The sequence below is a fragment of the Parashewanella sp. 2210YD4-3 genome, assembly GCF_056591735.1.
In genome coordinates, this window is record NZ_JBWQOG010000001.1 from 405752 (window position 1) to 425705 (window position 19954).

15 protein-coding genes are annotated in these 19954 nt (G+C 41.0%); 4 read left to right on the forward strand and 11 right to left on the reverse strand.

What is annotated here, in order from left to right; all coding sequences use genetic code 11:
* The first annotated feature begins 44 nt into the window (after positions 1–44).
* Positions 45–191, forward strand: a complete 147-nt coding sequence (locus AC1EU0_RS01765) for a hypothetical protein (RefSeq protein WP_480300163.1) — start codon at positions 45–47, stop codon at positions 189–191.
* 640 nt (positions 192–831) lie between these two features.
* On the opposite strand, the gene AC1EU0_RS01770 is transcribed toward AC1EU0_RS01765, so the two are convergent.
* The 5 genes from AC1EU0_RS01770 to mpl all read right to left on the reverse strand — a co-directional run bounded on the left by AC1EU0_RS01770 (position 832) and on the right by mpl (position 5198).
* Complete coding sequence (locus AC1EU0_RS01770) at positions 832–1602, reverse strand: ABC transporter permease (protein ID WP_480300164.1); 771 nt, start codon at positions 1600–1602, stop codon at positions 832–834.
* Entirely contained in the window at positions 1602–2537 is a 936-nt protein-coding gene (locus tag AC1EU0_RS01775) for an ABC transporter ATP-binding protein (protein WP_480300165.1), read from the reverse strand. The genes AC1EU0_RS01770 and AC1EU0_RS01775 overlap by 1 nt, the downstream gene beginning before the upstream one ends.
* A gap of 66 nt (positions 2538–2603) precedes the next feature.
* On the reverse strand, positions 2604–3134 hold the full coding sequence (gene hpt / locus AC1EU0_RS01780; RefSeq protein ID WP_480300166.1) for a hypoxanthine phosphoribosyltransferase: 531 nt from the start codon (positions 3132–3134) through the stop codon (positions 2604–2606).
* A 36-nt stretch (positions 3135–3170) separates the two neighbouring features.
* On the reverse strand, positions 3171–3812 hold the full coding sequence (locus AC1EU0_RS01785) for a flavin prenyltransferase UbiX (RefSeq protein ID WP_480300167.1): 642 nt from the start codon (positions 3810–3812) through the stop codon (positions 3171–3173).
* A 3-nt stretch (positions 3813–3815) separates the two neighbouring features.
* Entirely contained in the window at positions 3816–5198 is a 1383-nt protein-coding gene (gene mpl, locus AC1EU0_RS01790; RefSeq protein WP_480300168.1) for a UDP-N-acetylmuramate:L-alanyl-gamma-D-glutamyl-meso-diaminopimelate ligase, read from the reverse strand.
* A gap of 691 nt (positions 5199–5889) precedes the next feature.
* Between mpl and AC1EU0_RS01795 the strand changes: the two genes are divergently transcribed.
* The 3 genes from AC1EU0_RS01795 to AC1EU0_RS01805 all read left to right on the forward strand — a co-directional run bounded on the left by AC1EU0_RS01795 (position 5890) and on the right by AC1EU0_RS01805 (position 9285).
* The gene (locus tag AC1EU0_RS01795; protein WP_480300169.1) at positions 5890–7218 is read left to right on the forward strand and encodes a Na+/H+ antiporter NhaC family protein; all 1329 of its coding nucleotides are present in this window, start codon (positions 5890–5892) and stop codon (positions 7216–7218) included.
* A gap of 89 nt (positions 7219–7307) precedes the next feature.
* Positions 7308–7991: a hypothetical protein gene (locus tag AC1EU0_RS01800; protein ID WP_480300170.1), complete on the forward strand. Its 684-nt coding sequence runs from the start codon at positions 7308–7310 to the stop codon at positions 7989–7991.
* 19 nt (positions 7992–8010) lie between these two features.
* Positions 8011–9285 (forward strand): hypothetical protein, encoded by a 1275-nt coding sequence (locus AC1EU0_RS01805; protein ID WP_480300171.1) that lies wholly within the window; start codon positions 8011–8013, stop codon positions 9283–9285.
* Positions 9286–9469: 184 nt separating this feature from the next.
* Here the strand turns inward: AC1EU0_RS01805 and AC1EU0_RS01810 are convergent, their stop codons facing one another.
* From AC1EU0_RS01810 to AC1EU0_RS01835, 6 genes are all read right to left on the reverse strand, one after another.
* Positions 9470–11626, reverse strand: coding sequence for a S46 family peptidase (locus AC1EU0_RS01810; RefSeq protein WP_480300172.1), 2157 nt, complete (start codon positions 11624–11626; stop codon positions 9470–9472).
* Positions 11627–11792: 166 nt separating this feature from the next.
* Positions 11793–12989: an amino acid permease gene (locus AC1EU0_RS01815; RefSeq protein WP_480300173.1), complete on the reverse strand. Its 1197-nt coding sequence runs from the start codon at positions 12987–12989 to the stop codon at positions 11793–11795.
* Positions 12990–13229: 240 nt separating this feature from the next.
* On the reverse strand, positions 13230–13883 hold the full coding sequence (locus AC1EU0_RS01820; protein ID WP_480300174.1) for a hypothetical protein: 654 nt from the start codon (positions 13881–13883) through the stop codon (positions 13230–13232).
* 101 nt (positions 13884–13984) lie between these two features.
* Positions 13985–14425 (reverse strand): PaaI family thioesterase, encoded by a 441-nt coding sequence (locus tag AC1EU0_RS01825; protein WP_480300175.1) that lies wholly within the window; start codon positions 14423–14425, stop codon positions 13985–13987.
* A gap of 95 nt (positions 14426–14520) precedes the next feature.
* Positions 14521–17256, reverse strand: a complete 2736-nt coding sequence (locus AC1EU0_RS01830) for an ExeM/NucH family extracellular endonuclease (protein WP_480300176.1) — start codon at positions 17254–17256, stop codon at positions 14521–14523.
* Positions 17257–17723: 467 nt separating this feature from the next.
* Positions 17724–19883 carry an ExeM/NucH family extracellular endonuclease gene (locus tag AC1EU0_RS01835; protein WP_480300177.1) on the reverse strand — a complete coding sequence of 720 codons (2160 nt, stop codon included), beginning with the start codon at positions 19881–19883 and terminating at the stop codon, positions 17724–17726.
* Between the last annotated feature and the right edge of the window lie 71 nt (positions 19884–19954).

Below are 19954 nucleotides of genomic sequence, written 5' to 3' on the forward strand. Positions count from 1 at the left end.
ATGACGTAAGCCCAACATGGACGTTGGGCTAGGCTCTGAGGTACATGGATGTACCATCAGAGCCGTTAGGCATTTATTCAATCACATTGGAAACGCTTAGCTTCGTTGGGGCGGCTCAGGGGAATCAAAAGGGGACGCAGCTGAAGGCGTCCCCTTTTGGCGGTGTGGTACGCAGTACCACGACTTTCTAGAATTTTGCAAAAATTCTTGCTTTAAAAAGTAAAGTCACAAGGCACTTACAGGCTACAACACAACCTTCCCCTCGAAGCTGTTTCAAATGTGATTGAATGAAAAATGACGTAAGCCCAACATGGACGTTGGGCTAGGCTCTGAGGTTCAGGGATGAACCATCAGAGCCGTTAGGCATTTATTCAATCACATTGGAAACGTTTAGCTTCGTTGGGGCGGCAAGGAGAGCTCCAAGAGAGGGGTTGCTGGTGACCCCTTTCTTGGTCGGGTGTGGGCAGAAAGCCCACGACTTTCTAGAATTTTGCAAAAATTCTTGCTTTAAAAAGACTAAAGGCACTGGACACCTGCCTTCGCAGGTGTGACGAACAAACTCCCTTGCAGACTACAACACTCCCCCTCGAAGCTGTTTCAAATGTGATTGAATGAAAAAATGACGTAAGCCCAACATGGACGTTGGGCTAGGCTCTGGGGTACATGGATGTACCATCAGAGCCGTTAGGCATTTATTCAATCACATTGGAAACGTTTAGCTTCGTTGGGGCGGCATTGGGAGTTGTTAGAGGGAGTTTGCTGGAGAACTTCCTCTGACGCAGGTGTGGGCGGCAAGCCCACGACTTTGTAAACTTCGTAGAAGTTTTACAGTTAACTCCTTAACCCAATCCCTCTAGAAACCAAATAATACGCCAAACACCATAACCCAACACAAAAACCAACAATAATGGCCAGTGACAAAGGAACACTCATATCAGCCACACCTAAGAACCCGTAACGGAATACGTTGATCATGTAGACGATTGGATTTAACGCTGATACACCTTTCCAAAAATCAGGTAGCAAGGAAAGTGAATAAAATACGCCTCCAAGATACGTCAATGGCGTTAATATAAATGTTGGCACAATACTGATGTCGTCAAAATTCTTGGCAAATACCGCATTTACCAAGCCACCTAACGCAAATAAGATAGACGTGAGCACAACCGAAAGCACGACCAGAAGTGGATTATGCAATTCAATATCCACGAAGCACATCGCCACACCTGTAACAATGGCGCCAACAATTAATCCTCGGCATACGCCACCACCAACAAACCCTGCGATCATGACAAAATAAGGCACAGGTGCCACCATAACTTCTTCAAGGTTACGCTGGAATTTTTGACTGTAGAACGAACTTGCCACGTTAGAGTATGAGTTGGTGATCACCGCCATCATGATAAGCCCGGGAGCGATAAACTCCATGTAGCTTACCCCTGACATTTGTCCTACTCGACTGCCGATCAAGTTGCCAAAGATCAAGAAATATAACGTCATAGTAATGGCTGGTGGAACCAAGGTTTGGATCCAAATCCGAGTAAAGCGATTAATTTCTTTACCTAAGATGCTTTTAAAGGCCGTAAAATATAATTCTCTCATTATTTTTCGTCCTTAGCTTGTTCAAGCAGACCTACAAATAATTCTTCAAGTCGATTCGCTTTGTTACGCATTGAAATCACAAATATACCTTGGGTAGTTAGTTGCGCAAATAAGTCATTTAATCCATGCGCTTTTTCTACATCAACCTCTAGTGTGTGACTGTCGATTAATCTACAAGGAATTGAACCAAGATCTGGGGTTTCATTACACGCATCTTTGAGATCAAACACAAAGGTTTCAACATTAAGCTTACCGAGTAACTTCTTCATGCTGGTGCATTCCACCAGCACACCTTTATCAATAATACCGATATTGCGACACAGCATCTCGGCTTCTTCAAGGTAGTGAGTCGTCAGAATGATGGTGACCCCTTGCTTGTTGATGGTCTTTAAAAAATCCCACATAGAGCGACGAAGCTCGATATCAACACCCGCTGTTGGCTCATCTAAAATTAACAACTTAGGCTCATGCATTAAGGCTCTGGCAATCATCAAGCGGCGTTTCATTCCACCTGACAAATGTCTAGATGCCGTATTACGTTTGTCCCATAAATCGAGTAACTTCAAATACTTTTCAGCTCTAACTATGGCTTCTTTTTTTGAAACACCATAGTAGCCAGCTTGGTTGATAAGGATCTGAATCAGTGGCTCAAACTGGTTAAAATTGAACTCTTGAGGTACTAATCCGATTGAAAGCTTGGCTTGCACCACTTGAGTATCAAGATCATAACCAAACACATTCACTGTGCCCGAGGTTTTCTGAACTAGAGAACTGATGATGCCAATCGTTGTGGATTTCCCTGCTCCATTGGGGCCAAGTAAAGCAAAGAAATCTCCTTGCTCTACTTTTAAGTCGATGCCTTTAACGGCTTCTACACCGCCTTTATAGGTCTTTTTAAGTTGTTTCAATTCTAGGGCAAGCGGGGTTGTCACCAATGATTACTCCTAATGGATAAATGAAATAAAAAACCCTGAATCATTCAGGGTCTTTTTAGGATTGAATTATTCCTGCGGTATCACTTTCGCGATATAAGATAGATTGCGATACTGCTCCGCATAATCAATACCATAGCCTACAATAAATTCGTCAGGGATGGTTTTACCGATAAAGTCGACATGAACATTAACTTCACGACGCTCTGGTTTATCCAGCAAAGTACAGATGGCTAAGCTCTTTGGTGCTCGTAACATCAACATTTCTTTGACTTTATTTAGGGTATTGCCTGAGTCAATGAGATCTTCAACAATCAGTACATCACGCCCTGCGATGTCAGAATCAACATCTTTTAAAATTCGAACATCACGACTGCTGGTCATTTTATTGCCGTAACTTGAAACCGCCATGAAATCGATTTCAACATGACCACGAATTCGGCGACATAGATCAGCCATAAATACCGCTGAACCTTTTAGCAATCCAACCATAAGCAATCGCTTATGCTCTTTGTAGTGTTCGTTAATTTCGTCAGCGAGCCGATCAAGCATAGTCTCGATTTCAGCAGTCGAAATCATTTCTTCAATGGTGTGTTTCATAGACCTTCCAAACAGTAGAATACGACTGATTTCTTATCAGTTCTTTGACTCATAACCCCAACGTAGAGCGAGTTGATGCTCAACGCCTAAATGATCCAATATGCGAGCCACGACAAAGTTTACCAGATCCTCTACCGAAGTGGGATCATGATAAAAACCAGGAGCTGCTGGCATGATAGTGGCACCAAGACGACTTAGATTTAACATGTGTTCTAAGTGGATTGAATTAAAAGGCATTTCTCGTGCCACTAGGATTAACTGACCCTTTTCTTTTAGTACTACGTCAGCAGCACGCTCGAGTAAGTTGTTACTCATACCAGTGGCAATGGCCGCTAAACTGCCTGTTGAGCAAGGGCAAACCACCATCTGCTTTGGTGCGGCACTGCCTGATGCTGGCGGAGAAAACCATTCTTCTTTTCCAAGTACCACCAATTCACCTTTCATTTGGGCTTCATCCAAATTAAGGGCGACTAAGAGTTGCTCTTTGGCTTTTTTGGGGTTGGCACTTAACATAATACCGCTTTCGGTATTCAACACGACACGAGCCGCACTGGAAATCATCAAAAACACGCGTTTGTCTGCGTGCAATAAACATTCTAAAAGCTTAATACCATAAGGTGCGCCTGAGGCACCTGTCCACGCTAGGCTTATCGATGCTTTATCGGTTTGGGATATCAAGCTTTACTTCCTCGCTTTTTGTAATGCTTCAATTAACTGGCCGTGTAGGCCTTCAAAGCCACCATTACTCATGATCACAATATGTTCATCCACCTCGGCTTGATGACAAATAAGTTGCACCAAATCATCAACCTTATCTTTAATAATAACCTCTGCATCAATTTCTTGACGAATATCGTCTAATGACCAACCCACATTGCCCGATTGATACAAGTAAACTTTATCCGCTAACGCCAACGATTTTCCTAATGTGGCTTTATGCACACCTGACTTCATCGTGTTAGAGCGAGGTTCTAATACTACGGTTACTTTTTGCGCTCCAACCTTAGCTCGCATAGCTTGTAAGGTTGTCGCAATGGCCGTTGGATGATGGGCAAAATCATCATATACCGATACGCCACTGACATTATCAAGCAGTTCTAAACGACGCTTTGGCGGATCAAATCGAGTTAAAGACTCAATAGCCGCAATAGGTACAACACCGACATGACGTGCAGCAGCAATGGCATTGATGGCATTTTCGATATTATGCTGACCAATTAGCGCCCAATCTAATGTACCTTGAAGCTCACCATCAAAATGCACTTCAAATTGATGACCGTCATCGGCCAGTGATTTTGCATACCAACCTCTGGCATTCGGTTGTTGCTTAAAACACTCTTGTTCACTCCAAATGCCTTTTTCAATCACTTGCTGAACCGCTTCAATATCAGCCGGCCATATTACTTTACCCGTTGAGGGCACGGTTCGGATCACATGATGAAATTGTTTCTGAATATCACCAAGAGAATCAAAAATATCAGCATGATCAAATTCAAGATTATTGATCACAAGGGTTCTGGGCTGGTAATGAACAAACTTGGAGCGTTTATCAAAGAAAGCACTGTCGTATTCATCGGCTTCAACAACAAAAAAAACCGAATCACCTAATCGTGCTGACACGCCAAAGTTTTGCGGAACACCGCCAATCAAAAAGCCCGGTTGATAGCCGTTATCTTCAAGGATCCACGCCAGCATGCTCGCAGTGGAGGTCTTACCGTGAGTACCTGCAATCGCTAATACCCAACGTTCAGCTAGAATGTGATCCGATAAAAATTGTGGTCCCGAAGTATAAGGTAAACCTTTATCCAATACAGCTTCGACACACGGATTACCACGTGACATAGCATTACCAATCACAATAAGGTCTGGCGTTTCACCGAGTTCATTTTCCAGCTGAGCAGGATCAAAGCCTTGAATAAGCTCAATACCTTGCTCCTCAAGCTGTGTGCTCATAGGTGGGTAGACGTTAGCATCACTACCTGTGACTTTATGTCCTTTGGCTCTTGCCAGTAAGGCTAAGCCTCCCATAAAGGTACCGCAAATCCCTAGGATATGTACGTGCATGTCGGTTGCTCGGTTTTAGAATAAAGGATTCATTTTATACTTAACCTATAACCGATGAAAATACTTATATTTTTTCCCATGAAACAAAGACTCTAACTGATGTTCTTTGAATACCATTTGGCAAAGTTCATAAAGTTCTTTTCTTTTTTCGATATTTACAACTCCATCATTGAACGCTACGAAATACTCTTCAATCAAAGTAGGCTTAGCAAACAGCAAATTGAGTTAAGCCAATGTGGCCATTAGCATAGAGATAAAACAAAGAATCATAGGCTTGAGAACTTTTAAAAACTTTTGAGTGCCAGTCACCCAACTTTATCGCTGTAAGTAAGGTTTCTGCTTCAACTGCGAAACCCTTATCCCCCTCAGCTTTACAAAACGAGCACGCTGCGAAGTTGACATATAGTTCAGCAACGAAGCTTGATATCGTTCTAGATAAGGCTGTGTAGATTGTGCTGTGGCGGTCATAGAAGACTCAGTACATGAGATACTAAATAAGTATAAGTAGAAGGTTATTAACTAAGGGTTGAAGTAACGTAAATAATATTTAAAGAAATTCGTAACCCTACCTCTCATCTGCCTCGCCCAACAAAAAACATCTAGACGTCTAGATTGACACTTTTATCTTGTAACTTTACACTGGCTTAAAAAATTGTCATTAATAGTGATGCCAAAAATATAGAGAGTCATTGTGAATCAATCAGATAATTCAATCATCACTGTAAAGCCAAGCTTTATCCCACTTATTCCATTATTGGTGTTCATTACCCTATTTGTGGGTGCGGGTCTTTATTTTCAAAACCAAGGCATCGACTTTGCCTTTTATCAATTACCCAGTGTTGTCGCCATTTTACCTGCTATCATTCTGGCTCTATTGCTTTCCAAGCAAAAACTGAATCAAGCCATCGACACTTTTATTCAAGGTATTGGCCATAACAACATCATCACCATGTGTTTGATTTATTTGTTGGCTGGCGCTTTTGCTTCTGTGGCAAAAGCCACTGGCGGTGTTGATGCAACCGTTGGCCTTGGGCTCTCGTTTATTCCGACCGAATTTTTGCTTCCTGGCTTTTTTATTATCACGGCCTTTATTGCGACTGCTATGGGTACCTCAATGGGAACCATAGCAGCGGTCGCTCCTATTGCCTTTGGTGTTGTAGGCCAAACGGATATTTCACCTCTGCTTATGGCAGGCGCTGTGATGTCTGGTGCTTTATTTGGTGATAACCTGTCAATCATATCGGATACGACCATTGCCGCTACCCGTACTCAGGGTTGTGAAATGAAAGATAAGTTTCGTGAAAATTTGATTTTTGCCATTCCTGCCGCAATCATTACGCTTATTTTTTTCATATTTGCTGGTAGTGGTACGGTTGAAATACAGCCTCAGGACTATGAATTAGTAAAAGTGATCCCTTATTTAACCATTTTGGTGTTGGCTGTTTCTGGGCTAAATGTATTTGTGGTGCTGACCATAGGCATTGTGCTGGCGGGGATCACGGGGTTTGTTACCAGTGATTATCATTTAATCCAGTACACAAAAGATATCTACAGTGGTTTTAGCAGCATGCAAGAGATCTTCTTACTCTCATTACTCGTGGGAGGCTTAGCGTCCTTGATGCAACAGCAAGGTGGGCTTCAATTTATTTGCCAAAAAGTTGAGTCTCTATTAGATACTTTGTCACGAAATGCTAAAGAAAAATCCCCAAAGTTAGTTGAAGCTTGTATTGCGTTTATGGTGGCATTAACCAACACCTGTATTGCCAATAATACCGTTTCAATTGTGGTGACGGGAGATATTGCTAAAGAGTTAGCTCATAAACATGGCATCAGTCCAAAGCGGAGCGCAAGCTTGCTGGACATCTTTTCTTGTGTGGTTCAAGGGATGCTACCTTTTGGTGCTCAAGCCTTATTAATCGCCTCTATCTTTAAAATCACTCCGATTGAGGCTGGCTTACAAGCAACTTACTGTATGGTATTAGCGTTTGTTTCTTTAGTCATTATTGCAATAAGAAAGTAGTAAATCATCTGAAACTATCAGTATTTAAGGTGAGTATTTTCAATAAAGGAGTGTCTAACAACCACCTTTAATCATTTTATTGCAGTTAAATGTCTTATAGCATTTCAAACTTAGCGGGGTCTTTTTCAGACCCCTATGCACCAAGTCCAGTTGATGATGGCGGTAACTATGAACCTGACAGTTATAGCCTAGAAGCAGCAGAGCCCGTTCTGGCTGTTGATTGGTTGGTATCAGCTGCAGATCAATCGTCCTCTCCTTCATTTATTCCTTTTGATACGGCAACTACTGGTGTGAATAATGAAGGATTATTTTTTGATTGCGACACTAGCTTTTATGATTTGTATCAGCAGCTTAACAGTCGTGACGATATTTCAGATCAAGCCTACTATTTGTGCTCTAAAGATGAATTTTTAAAAGGTTTTATCAAGCAATCTCGTACACTTAACGCGACAAGAAAATATGGTGAGTTTGTCTGTGACCGTTTATCAGAGTGTTTCTTGAGTTTTATTCAGCGATTTGTAGCAAACTCCCCCCTAATGTTCGGTACTTGCCTATTTTTAAATAAGTTCATTCAAGAGGTAGGTATTAAAGCTGCTATAGCGAATATCCAACAATTACAAACTCATAAGTGTGCTCTCATCGCAAGCCAACTTGCCCGTTTGACTCTACCTATTAACTATTACCGAGACAAAAAATACATTTTACTCCGCTATGCCCTCCCTCTTACTAAGTACGAATTGTCCCAGCTTTCAAAAGCAGTCATTTCACATTAGAGGTAGAAAACATAAGCCTATGGCAACATCACAGACTCCACCACCCCGAGAAAGCCAGCGCTCACAGAGTTTTACCTCTTCTGGAGAAAAAACAAATTCTCAACAAAATTACGTTAACTTAAAGCCTAATAGCTCTGAGCTTTCTCTTTTACAATCACACCAAGACAAGCCATTCAAAGTTGAAGTAAAAGCTTCTGCTTCCCAAGCTAATTGGCACGCTTCCCCTAAAGATGAAATCACGGTCAAAAGAAAGACAGGACCTTATATGGTCACTAGTTGTCTGGATTATACGGATACCACATCCTTTGAAGACCTCGCTCTCCAATTACAGCATAATGTTTGTATTCCAAATAACGCCGTATACGCTTGTAGTGAATCAGAGTTACGCTCAGTTCTTGAACACTTCACTTCAGCTGAACATCAACCATTTAAAGGGTATTTCGCTACTTTTAAGCAAAGCCAGAACTCATTAGAACCAAGCTATTGGTTAGCAGAAACTCATTGCACATCTACCGCCACTCTGCATATTGGCCATGGCACTTCTCTTTTTTTTATCGTGTTTATCAAAGACTACGGAAGAGAAGCTTTGGTTAATGCACTAAAAGCGAACGGCAACTCAAAATGTTCATTACTGATTGAGCTATTAAGTAGAACACATACTTGGGAAACAGGCTTGATCGCATCATCCATCCCGTCATCATCAAGTATTTCACCTTTCTATGCACTCACAAAATCCGATGTATTACGCCTTTGGGAATACGTTCAACAAAATAGCATTCAACGAAAGTCATCCCCCATAAAAGGTTTAAAAAAGCCCTTATTTCTATGTGCCCAAACCATGCCTAATGAGCTGTTTTCACAATTATCACTGATGGGCGAAAAGCTGGTCTTTTATTGCAACGAGACGGAATGTCGCAATTTTTTTGCAAATATTACTCCTGATTACATAGGGCAGTGGATTGATCCTTTAACACGCGCTATAGGTGAGAGTACTGCTAAGAAAGATTCTTTAACCCAAATGCTGTATGGAAAAGCAAGGGGAACAACCGTTATGCTGTCTATCTTTATCAAATGTTATGGAATGGAGTTAACCATAGAGGCACTTTCTAACTTAGAGTCAAACCATCGGTTTAGAAGTCAAGAAACACAAGAGCAAATAAAAAACATTCCTCTATGTGAGAATGGTCATTTAACAAAAACGGTAGAACTGGGATTAGAACTTAACTGTTCAGATATTAAAGAAATGTATTCAAAGCTAAGTAAGACAATAGACGATACTTATGAACGAATATAATAATAAAATGCGGCTATCCAAGCCGAATGCCTATCAGATAGCGGAAAACGTCATACCTGCGAAGGCAGGTAACCAGTGCCTTTCTTACAAAAAGCAAATCGTCGCTCCTGCCTTCGCAGGTGCGACGATTTGCATGGTTATAGGCTAGTTATCCAAGCCGCATTTTTATGTAAAGTAAAAAGAATTACTTAACGATATCCATCTCTTCAAGCAGGTTATCAGCACCATCTAGGTACTTCATCACCCATAGCATATAACGGCTATCTACTTGAATTGAACGGTTAGTTTGAGGGTCATATCCCCAATCACCAATGATACTTTCGTATACACCGTCAAACAGTAAACCTACAAGCTCCGCTTTACCGTTTAAGGTTGGAGAACCAGAGTTACCACCAGTGGTATCAAGTGTTGAAAGAAAGTTTACAGGCACTGAACCAATTTCTGGCATGTAGTATTCGCCGTACTTCTTTTGCTTAATCAACTCTAACTGCTTCTTAGGCGCATCAAACGGTTCTTTACCCGTATCTTTATGCTCGATACCTTCTAAAGTGGTAAATGGAACAGCGTATAATCCATCTTGTGGGTAGTAACCTTGAACATGCCCAACAGTGACACGTAAGCTAGAGTTAGCATCTGCATATACAGGCTTACCTTGGCTTCGGTTATAAGCAATGATGGCTTCCATATAAAGTGGACGCGCCTTCATGAAGTCACCAGCACGTTGTTTACTTTCTTGCTCACGCTTCATGTTGGTGTCAAACATTGCGACAGCATATTGAATGAATGGATCATCTGACGCTTTAAAGTCAGCAACTGACTTTTTCATCCAACCAAGACGAGTTTTACTGTTCGCTAATGTAGTAGCGGCATACATGCTATCTAAACGCTGCTTCAACTTAGCTTTATTCAACCCATTTTCTAAACCAAAGAATTGGTCAAATGCGTCAAGACGCTCAGATTTAGGCAACTTAGCGTAACGCTGAAGTAAGTCAAATACGATGGCTTTTTCTACTTTTGGCGCATAGCTACGATCAATGCGTTGTAGACCTTGAGTAAATCGAGTCATATCACGATTTTGATAGCCTGATTCACGTTGCATATCTGGCAATTGCTTTTCGTGAGCTAAACGGTACAAGCGAGTTGCTGTACTTAGCATTCTGCTGTATCCCAAATAGCCTAAAATCAAGTTACGCTCTTTATGCTGTTGAGCTTGCATCACCAAACGATCTAAATGGCTTAACGCTGCACCATACTTTGCTTTACGAGCTGAATCTTGTGCAATCCAAGCTGTTAGTTTCGCTTCACGAGCTTTACGATCTGCCAACAATGGCGACTTAGCGTAAAACTCAATCATAGAACCATAGTTTTTCGCATAGTTAGCTAAACCAGCCAGTGTGCTTTCATACTTGATGCGATCATCTGAACCTTCTGGCGATGCTTTTTTGATGATATTGATAATATCTTCACGTAACGCTTTGCTGTGTGGGTAAGTCCACTCAAACTGGTTCTCGACTTCTACTGAAGTCCGATAGCGATTGGTGCGACCCGGATAACCCGCAACCATGACAAAGTCACCTTCTTTTACCCCTTTAGCGGATACTTTTAAGAAGCTCTTTGGCTCATAAGGTACGTTGTCTTTGCTGTAATCTGCTGGCTTACCATTTTTACCAACATAAGCACGGTAGAATGAGAAGTCACCGGTATGACGAGGCCACATCCAGTTATCAATATCACCACCATATTTACCGATACTGCCTGCTGGGTTATACACTAAACGTACATCACGGATCTGCATCTGCTTGATTAGGTAATATTCTAAACCACCATGAAAGCTATACACACTACAGCGGTAACCATCTTCTTTTTCACATTCAGCAACAAGCTCTTTTCTATGGTTTTCGATGCCTTTATAGAATGCATCACCAGTCACACCGTCAAGGCCCGCTTTAACTTGATCGGTAACATTGGTCACTTTCTCAGTTACATAAATGCGAGAACCCGGTGAAGCAGGTAATTCTTCGCTATAATTTTTTGCTAAAAAACCATCTTTAAGACGGTTATTTTCAGCCGTAGAGTTATAAGCGATTGAGCCATATGCACAGTGATGGTTAGTCACCACTAAGCCTTTTGGTGATACAAATGATGCCGAACAGCCACCAAGGCTGACAACAGCATTCATTGGAAACTCAGTAAGTTTAGAAATCGATTTAGCATCAATTTCGAGGCCTTTTGCTTTTAATTCAGCCGCCATTGAAGGAAGCTGATAAGGTTGCCACATGCCTTCATCGGCACTAGCAGTAAAGCTAGCTGCTATGGTTGCAGCAATTAACCACTTTTTCATTGGAAGATCCTATTGTTTTTTTAGCGCAGCCACCGACTTTAGCATAAAAACCTTATGAAAATGTGATTTTGTAACACTTTAATACAATTAAGATTTATACAAAAAAACCGCACTAAGCTCCTGAGCCAAATGCGGTTTACAAGAAAGGATATGAATATAATTTTTATTACGAAGCTAGCTGGGAAATGATGATCCCTACACCAATTATAGCCAAAGCCCCTAAACCTAAATTGCCGCCTGAAACCTGATAACCTTCAGACGCTTGCTTACGCCCAACAAATGCCATTCCAATCGGTAAAAAGATGATCATGATAACTAAAGGAATCGCAGCATAACCCAATACTTTCACAAAGCCGTCAGGATAAAACAATGCACACAATAATGGCGGAATAAAGGTCAGCACCCAAGTTTGCAAACGACCAGCAACACTATCTTTAGCGCGTGTTAGCTCTTTAAGGAAGTCGAACAAACTCATGGTTACGCCTAAAAATGATGTCAACAAGGCAAGATCAGCAAATACGCTTATACACTTATCAATCAGTGGAAAACTAGACACACCTTGCAGCGCTTTCACCAGCATAGGTAATGAGCCATTAAAGCTGGAAATCGTTTCGCCACCCACAGTACCTATGGTAACTAATAGCCATAAAATGTAACAAAATAAAGGGATGGTTGACCCTACAAGCAATACTTTTTTAAGGCTTTTAGCATCACCATCTAAATAACCGACTAAGGTCGCAATGCATACGTGGAAACCAAAAGAAGTAAACACTACGGGTACAGCAGCCATTAATGCTCCGCTAAATCCCCCTTGTTGAACGCCTTCTTTAATCGAATCGGCAACAATGGTTGAAAAGCTGACTTCTGGCAACAAAAAGAACACCACAACCACCAGCAACAACACCATAATAGGAAATAATAAGCGAGACGCTTTATCAACCCAACTGACGCCAATCGCAATCAAACCACCAAAGACTAACGTGAAAGTACTGATTGCCACTTCATGATTCATCGGCTCACCAGTTAATAGCTCAAACTTAGCACCTAATAATGACGAACCCCCAAGCAAATACACCATAGTTAGGGCATACAATAAACTTAAAAATGAAGCCCCTTGAATAAACTGGCCAAATTTACCTAATGTTTTTCCAGTGATGGCGTGAACGTTGTCACCAACACCAGAACGTAAATTAATTTCTAACATCAACAATGCGGTATACGCAGAAACGAGCCATAACACTACTAACAATGCCAGCGCGGATAACGAACCTAAACCTGCAGTTGCAAGGGGGAGCGCAAGCATGCCACCACCAATCGCCGTACCAGAAACAATGGCTATGGAGCCAAGAAGTTTTGAATTCACAATTTTACCTTTTTATTATTGTATGACTGCTCATAGCTCCTTAGGGCAAAATGAAACCGCTCAACATTCAAGTGCCAAAGACTACCTCTAGAACAGATAAAAAAAGCTTGTGTGACAACAAGCTAAAAATAAGAGCTATCAAGAACCTAACAGATGTGAAATATCGGAGCAAGAGTTAAGCTTAACTCTTGCATAAAATATTGAAAATAATGCCTGAAATGTCACAGTGAAGAATTAGGACTACTGAGGCTGTATCGCAGAATTAGCAGGAGAAATGGGGGTTGAGCTATCAACCGTTTGGATGTCACTGTTATCTGAACTTACAAAACTGAACACAGTTTTCATATGCCCAACAGTGCTGAATGGAGATGCGTAAACTAAATTGCAGCTGTATTTAGGTGTCACGCCACCGGTTTCATCTTTTTGACCAGCCCTGATCCCTGCAAACTGATGGTTAATTTTATAAGCCAGTTGAAAAGCCCATTGCTTGGCTTTACCTTGTTGAGGGTTATCAATGGTTAGAACCAATTGCTCTGGTAGTAATCGGTTGTTTTTATCGTAAACCTTTACGGTTACTTTGTCTCCGACTTGTAAATCTCGACTAGGATCTATTCGACCAATCAGCGAACGACCACTTTCATCGCTTAACAAATACGATTCTTGTTGATCACATGCATTTTCCTGAGCATTAGGAGTTGTTGTCGCCTCAACACCTGCTGAATCTATATCTTGAGTGCCATCCTTAGAGTGAGATGATGAAAATGACGCTAACTTAGAAACTTGAACTGGCACAACTCCAGCTTGTGCCTGAAAGATACCAAAAGACAAGCCCAATAGCATGATACCTAAAGAGTACTGGATACGACTCTTTAAAAAAAACGGACTGCGTCCCATATAGCATTTGCTCCATATACAATGACCTTATGGGTAAAGTATATAGAGCAGCTTCGAAGTTATCTCTAAGGTGAACACCTGATGTATTGCCTAGGGTGTATTTATTTTCGCTTCACAACTGCGGCCGTCATTCTCGATACACAAACGAGTTCTCCACCGCTATTGGTGATGTTTACTTCCCAAACAGAGCTTCGCTTCCCAATATGAACAGGCTTAGCAACAGCGGTTAGTAGCCCTTTTCTTGAAGCTCTAATATGATTGGCATTAATTTCTTGGCCTACACAATAATACTCAGTAAAGTCCACCACAAAGTTAGCCGCATAACTTGCCACTGTTTCCGCTAATGCTACATTAGCGCCACCATGAACAATCCCCATTGGATTATGCACTGAAGGGTCGGCAGGCATAGTAGCCACTAAGTAATCATCGCCAATTTCAGTGATTTTTATCCCTAACGTCTCCATTAAAGTACCCTTTTGGTGTAATCCTTTATCAAGCCTTTCACAATCCTCTAGGGTAATAGGGGCAAACCATATGCTCATTGTTCTTCTTCCTTCGTTTCGGTTTTCTGCATGGTAAAAAAAAGGGATAGCAAATGCCATCCCTTTTGTCGGTATAACTTAATTACATCGTTTTTTTATTTAGCAAAACGACGTCTAATACCTGCTAAAGAAAGTAACCCTAGTGCTAGGAAGCCTAGAGAACCACTGCTTTTCTTTTCTGGCTGAGGTTCTGGAGTAGGTGTTGGCTCTTCTTTCTTGTAATCAATTGCGATGATCACTGGATCGTGATCTGATGAAGAAAATACACCATTCGCTTTTTTCAAGTCACCCGTATGCTTAGATGAATACTCAAACAAAGTCGATTCAGCAGAGTTAATGTGCCAGTCTTCGATATCAGTTACTTTGTCAGCAAGTGACTTATTTGCTAATGCGTGGTCTAAGTTACCTAGCTCACCAGCCCACTTATAACTATAGGTGTCAGCACCATGTAGCTTAGTATTTAAGTTAATGTAACCAAAGCTTTCTGTGATGATGCGCTGTTGAGTATCAAGTGTTTTACCGCCTAAGGTTGTATGTGCAGCTGTATGAATAATTTTACCGTTATGAGTTGATGGATGATAATCCGTCAATACTTGCAATGGATCTTCTTTTCCGTAAGCATTTAAATCCCCCATAATAAGCACATCACCTTTAATTGGTTTTAGCGCATTACCCACAGCTTCAGCAGCACTCACACGGAAGTCATTACAATTACCTTGCAGATCATCTGGACTTGAATTATCAGCCGCATCGATCCAATCCTCTAAACAACCAGAGCCTTTAGATTTAAAGTGGTTCACCAGTATCGTCAGCTTTTCTTCACCAACTTTAAAGGTTTGAGCAAGAGAGTGACGTTGGAACTTGTCGTATTTGGGGTTGCTTGATTTTTTTCCATTTTTTGTGCGAGTTGCCACGCCAGCTGGAGCATGCTGCTCTGGTGTTTTGATCACTATAGCATCACCATCTAACTTAGCTTTGGCTGGGCGATATAACATACCCACCATAATGGCATCAGTCCCAAAGAACTTCTCTTTGTTCATGTCCTTATCAGCGATTTTCACAAACTGATAAACATCATCACCCGACATTTCTTTGTTTAATTCAGTGACTAAATCATGAATTGCACTATCATCAGAAAACCCATTGTTCTCAATTTCCATCAAACCAACAATATCGGCATTCATAGCTTTCAAAGATTTAACAATTTTTTCTCTTTGAAGCTCAAATGCTTGTTTAGCTGTTTGATCAAGTGTCTTAGAGCCTCTCGCACCACGATTACAACTTTTTCTTGTATCTTCCAAGTCAGCATGGGCTTGATCTTTACAGCTGGCATTTAATGCGCCCCCCACCTCACTGTGGCTGGTGAAGTAGTTCAATACGTTAAAGCTGGCTACGCGTAAATCACCTTTTTCAGCCAATTTTGGCGTTTCAATATCTGCACGCTCTACTTTACGAGTAAAGTCGGCTGGCTTGATTTCATTAGTCACATATAGGCGATATTTACCATAAGAGAACCCAACTGCCCCTTCCATATTTTGCAGAGTGTCACCCACACGCATGTAGCCAGTTTCGGCATTAAAATCTGGGAAATAAGGAATATGCCCTTTTGGTGCACTTAAATCGGTTTCAATTTCTAAGCGGCGAGCGTCATTGGCTTTTTGAAGGTCTTCAGCTTCTTGAGTGCTAGCCATATGAATTTGCGTTGGCTTAAATAACGGCGTTTTATGAGCCAACGCCATGTTACTATACTTGCCGTTGAAGCCATAAGGACTCGTTACCACCATTGCACTGTCAGCCACTAACTTAATCTTCATGCCTTCATGGCGTTCCATCGCTTGAGTATAGGTTTCGTCACCTAATAACTTAAACTCTATCGCCGCTGGAATTTCGGCTTTATCTTCAGAAATCTTGCCCAATTTAGCTTCTGCTGAAGACATTTGGGTTAAACCAAATTGTTCTTTAACTTTACCTTGAACACATACTTGAGAGCCTGGAGCCAACCATTCAGGTGCTTGATTTTCTTTGCCAAGATAAACAAAAATACCTTCTGAGGTTTTATCATTGCTGTCGAAATCGGCCGCTGCAGACTGCATAAAAAAACCGTCATTACGGTTAGAACGAGCCGTTACAATACCTTTAATGGCGAATTCTTCAGCCGATTCGTATTTGCCCTCTGCAATTTTAGGGCTTCTGAAACCATCACCTTGAATTTCGCTGATTGATGTAATGGTTAGACTGTCACAGTTTAAAAGTTCAATCGGTGCAGGTCTTGCCCCCTCCATATCACCAGTTCTAGCACCTAAACCATAAAAATAATTCTTTCCTTTCGAAGTCCACTGAGCGGGTACATAAACAGCAGCTGATGAAGTAACCTCAGCTTTCCTTTCATAAGTAACGTCTTTGGCAAAATTACTGCCATCAGCATTAGATAGTGCACCAAAAATATCAACAACATCAGAACCTTTTACAAGAGCAACAGCATCGTCACCATTAATGCTTCCAATCTTTTCCTTAACACTTTCAACTTCCATAGCAAGCGTAATGGTCGCTTTTGGATCGTCATTTAGAATAACCTTCGTTTTACCCGCAGCTAAAGTGCCAGATAATTGAGCAAGAGTTTTTGGAGGGTTAGAGTTATTGGCTTTTGAGTAGTAAACTAATTTATATTGAGAAAGATCTACATTTGCCGTTCCTGAGTTGTAAATTTCAATAGCTTTATTAAAGCCTGAACCCTCAACATACTCGCTTATTATCACATCCGCATTTGCCGCACACGACAACGCACTGGCAACAGCCAGTGAAACCGCCGTTAATTTATTAAACTTTTTCATCACATCAACCCCGTTTTATATTTTTTGGTATTACTTATGAATACTTCGGGGCAAGATCTTCCCAAAATTAGCTCAACAAAATCGTCATCTGAGTCACATTTTATTTACCTTTGAAATATCACAGAGTTATACGAAGAACAGATAAAAAAATAGATAATCAAAAGCTAACAATATCAGTAGCTTTAACTAAAAAAATGATAATTAAACAAGGGAAGACAAATAAAATACAAAAACACTTTTTAAATAAATAACAATCACTTAATCAAAGCTAGTCTTTTTTGATGATGTTCACAGTTTTGACATCTCACCTCGGTCAGACCACGGTCAACTTTTAATCAAGCAATAAAATGAAAGCAATTGAGAAAAGCTGAACTCCACATAAAGGAGCTCAGTGACTGGAGCGTGTTGATCTTTCGTAGTGCAAAATTTAATCCTGAAAGATCAACACGCTTTATTAGTTTTGCAATTTATGGATGCGAGTAGATACGTCGTCTTATCGCTAAAAGGGATAACCCCCACAGCAAATAGATGCTAAACGAGCCACTGACCTTTTCAGAATGAGGCTGAGGTTTGGGTTGGCTTTCTGGGTAATCAATAGCGATCAAAATAGGATCATGATCGGATGAGGAAAACACATTATTCGATTTCTTCAAATCGCCCGTGTACTTGGACGCATATTCAAAAAGCGCTGATTCGGCAGAATTAATGTGCCAATCTTCAATACCAATCACCTTGTCAGCCAATGAGTTATTCGCTAAAGCATGATCAAGGTTACCTAGCTCACCTGCCCACTTGTAACTGTAAGTCTCGGCTCCGTGGAATTTAGTGTTCAGATTGATATAACCAAATCCTTGAGTAATTTCACGCTGCGTCTTATCTAACGTCTTTCCATCTAGTGTGGTGAAAGCTGCGGTGTGAATGACTTTATCAGTATGCTTATCCTTGGAATAATCGGTTAACACTTGCAGTGGGTCTTCCTTACCATAAGCGTTTAAGTCTCCAATGATAAGCACATCACCTTTTATTGTTTTAAGCCTATTACCTATGACATCTGCAGCACTGACGCGAAAATCATTGCAGCGCCCTTGTAGATCTTTGGGTTCAGATCTATCTGCAAACTCAAGCCAATCTTCTATACAAGCTGAACCCTTTGATTTGAAATGGTTCACCACTACCGTCAGTTTCTCATTGCCAACATTAAAAGTTTGCGCCAACGAATGGCGTTGATATTTATCATAAGTAGGGATCTGTTCTGTTTTTCCATGCTTACTACGTGTAACGGCATTAGCCGATACATGTTGCTCTGGCGTTTTGATCACCATTGCTTCACCAGCAAGTGAGACTTTACTTGGGCGATAAAGCAAACCAACCATAATGGCATCAGAACCGAAATATTGACCTTTATTGAGATCTTTTTCCGCTAAGGTGACAAACTGATAAGCCTCATCTTTTGAAACCGTTTTATTCAACTCAGTAACGAGATCTTGAATGGCACTGTTTTTACCAAAACCATTGTTTGCCACTTCCATCAGACCAATAATATCGGCATTCATAGCCGCTAACGATTTGACGATCTTAGCCCGTTGTAACTTGAATTCTTTCGCATCACGGCTACCGCGATTTTTACCATTAGCACTTTTATCACCACCAATGGCATCGTTAAAGTAATTCAATACGTTGAAGCTAGCGACGCGTAAGTTCCCCTTATTCGCTGTTTTGGGAGTCGTAATTTCCGCGCGTTTGAGCTTACGAATAAAGTCTGTCGGCTTTATTTCATTGGTCACATATAACCGATATTGACCATGAGAATACCCGACTGCACCTTCGATGTTTTTTAAGGTATCCCCAACACGCATAAAACCGGTTTCGACATGAAAATCAGGAAAGTAAGGGATGCGTCCTCTTTCGGCGGTTAAATCGGTCTCAATTTCTAAACGGCGAGCATCATTAGCTTGTTGCAAATCAGCCGCGTCTTTCGAACCTGACATGTGAATTTGGGTAGGCTTAAATAAAGGCGTTTTATGAGATAAACTCATCTTGTTGTAGCCGCCCGAATAGCCATAAGGGCTGGTAACCACCATTTCGCTATCTTTGATCAGCTTGATCTTCATTCCTTCATGACGTTCCATCGCTTCAGCAAAGGTTTCACCAGCATTGAGTTTGAATTCAATTGCTTTCGGAACGATAGAGATTTTTTCAGACGTTTTAGATAGTTTGAGAACTGATGACGAGAGCTGCGTTAAGCCGAATTGCTCTTTTACTTTGCCTTTAACACAAACCTGAGAGCCCGGAACTAACCACTTAGGTGCATTATTGTTTTTTCCAAGATAAACAAAAATGCCTTCTGAAGTGTTGTCATTGTCATCAAAATCACTAACAGGAGCTTGTATAAAAAAGCCATTATTGAAATCAGAACGAGCGGTAACAATGCCTTGAATGGTGTATGGAACTGTTGATTCAGACTTACCGTCTTCAATCATAGGACTTTGAAAGCCATCACCTTGAATAGCATGTATGGGAGTATATTCTGTATCAATACATGTGAATGTATTATTAGCGTATGCCGCATTCGATAATGCACCAGCAACCACCACTGATATTGCCACCAGCTTATTAATTTGTTTCACAACGTCTACCCTTGTTTATAATTCTTATCCGATATGTGAATTTTGATATCTAGGTTGTGATGGATTTTACC

Coding starts and splice junctions, on each gene's coding strand:
- AC1EU0_RS01765 (WP_480300163.1), top strand. CDS start 45: ATGGATGTACCATCAGAGCCGTTAGGCATTTATTCAATCACATTGGAA.
- AC1EU0_RS01830 (WP_480300176.1), bottom strand. CDS start 17,256: ATGAAAAAGTTTAATAAATTAACGGCGGTTTCACTGGCTGTTGCCAGT.
- hpt (WP_480300166.1), bottom strand. CDS start 3,134: ATGAAACACACCATTGAAGAAATGATTTCGACTGCTGAAATCGAGACT.
- AC1EU0_RS01770 (WP_480300164.1), bottom strand. CDS start 1,602: ATGAGAGAATTATATTTTACGGCCTTTAAAAGCATCTTAGGTAAAGAA.
- AC1EU0_RS01800 (WP_480300170.1), top strand. CDS start 7,308: ATGTCTTATAGCATTTCAAACTTAGCGGGGTCTTTTTCAGACCCCTAT.
- AC1EU0_RS01805 (WP_480300171.1), top strand. CDS start 8,011: ATGGCAACATCACAGACTCCACCACCCCGAGAAAGCCAGCGCTCACAG.
- mpl (WP_480300168.1), bottom strand. CDS start 5,198: ATGCACGTACATATCCTAGGGATTTGCGGTACCTTTATGGGAGGCTTA.
- AC1EU0_RS01820 (WP_480300174.1), bottom strand. CDS start 13,883: ATGGGACGCAGTCCGTTTTTTTTAAAGAGTCGTATCCAGTACTCTTTA.
- AC1EU0_RS01810 (WP_480300172.1), bottom strand. CDS start 11,626: ATGAAAAAGTGGTTAATTGCTGCAACCATAGCAGCTAGCTTTACTGCT.
- AC1EU0_RS01825 (WP_480300175.1), bottom strand. CDS start 14,425: ATGAGCATATGGTTTGCCCCTATTACCCTAGAGGATTGTGAAAGGCTT.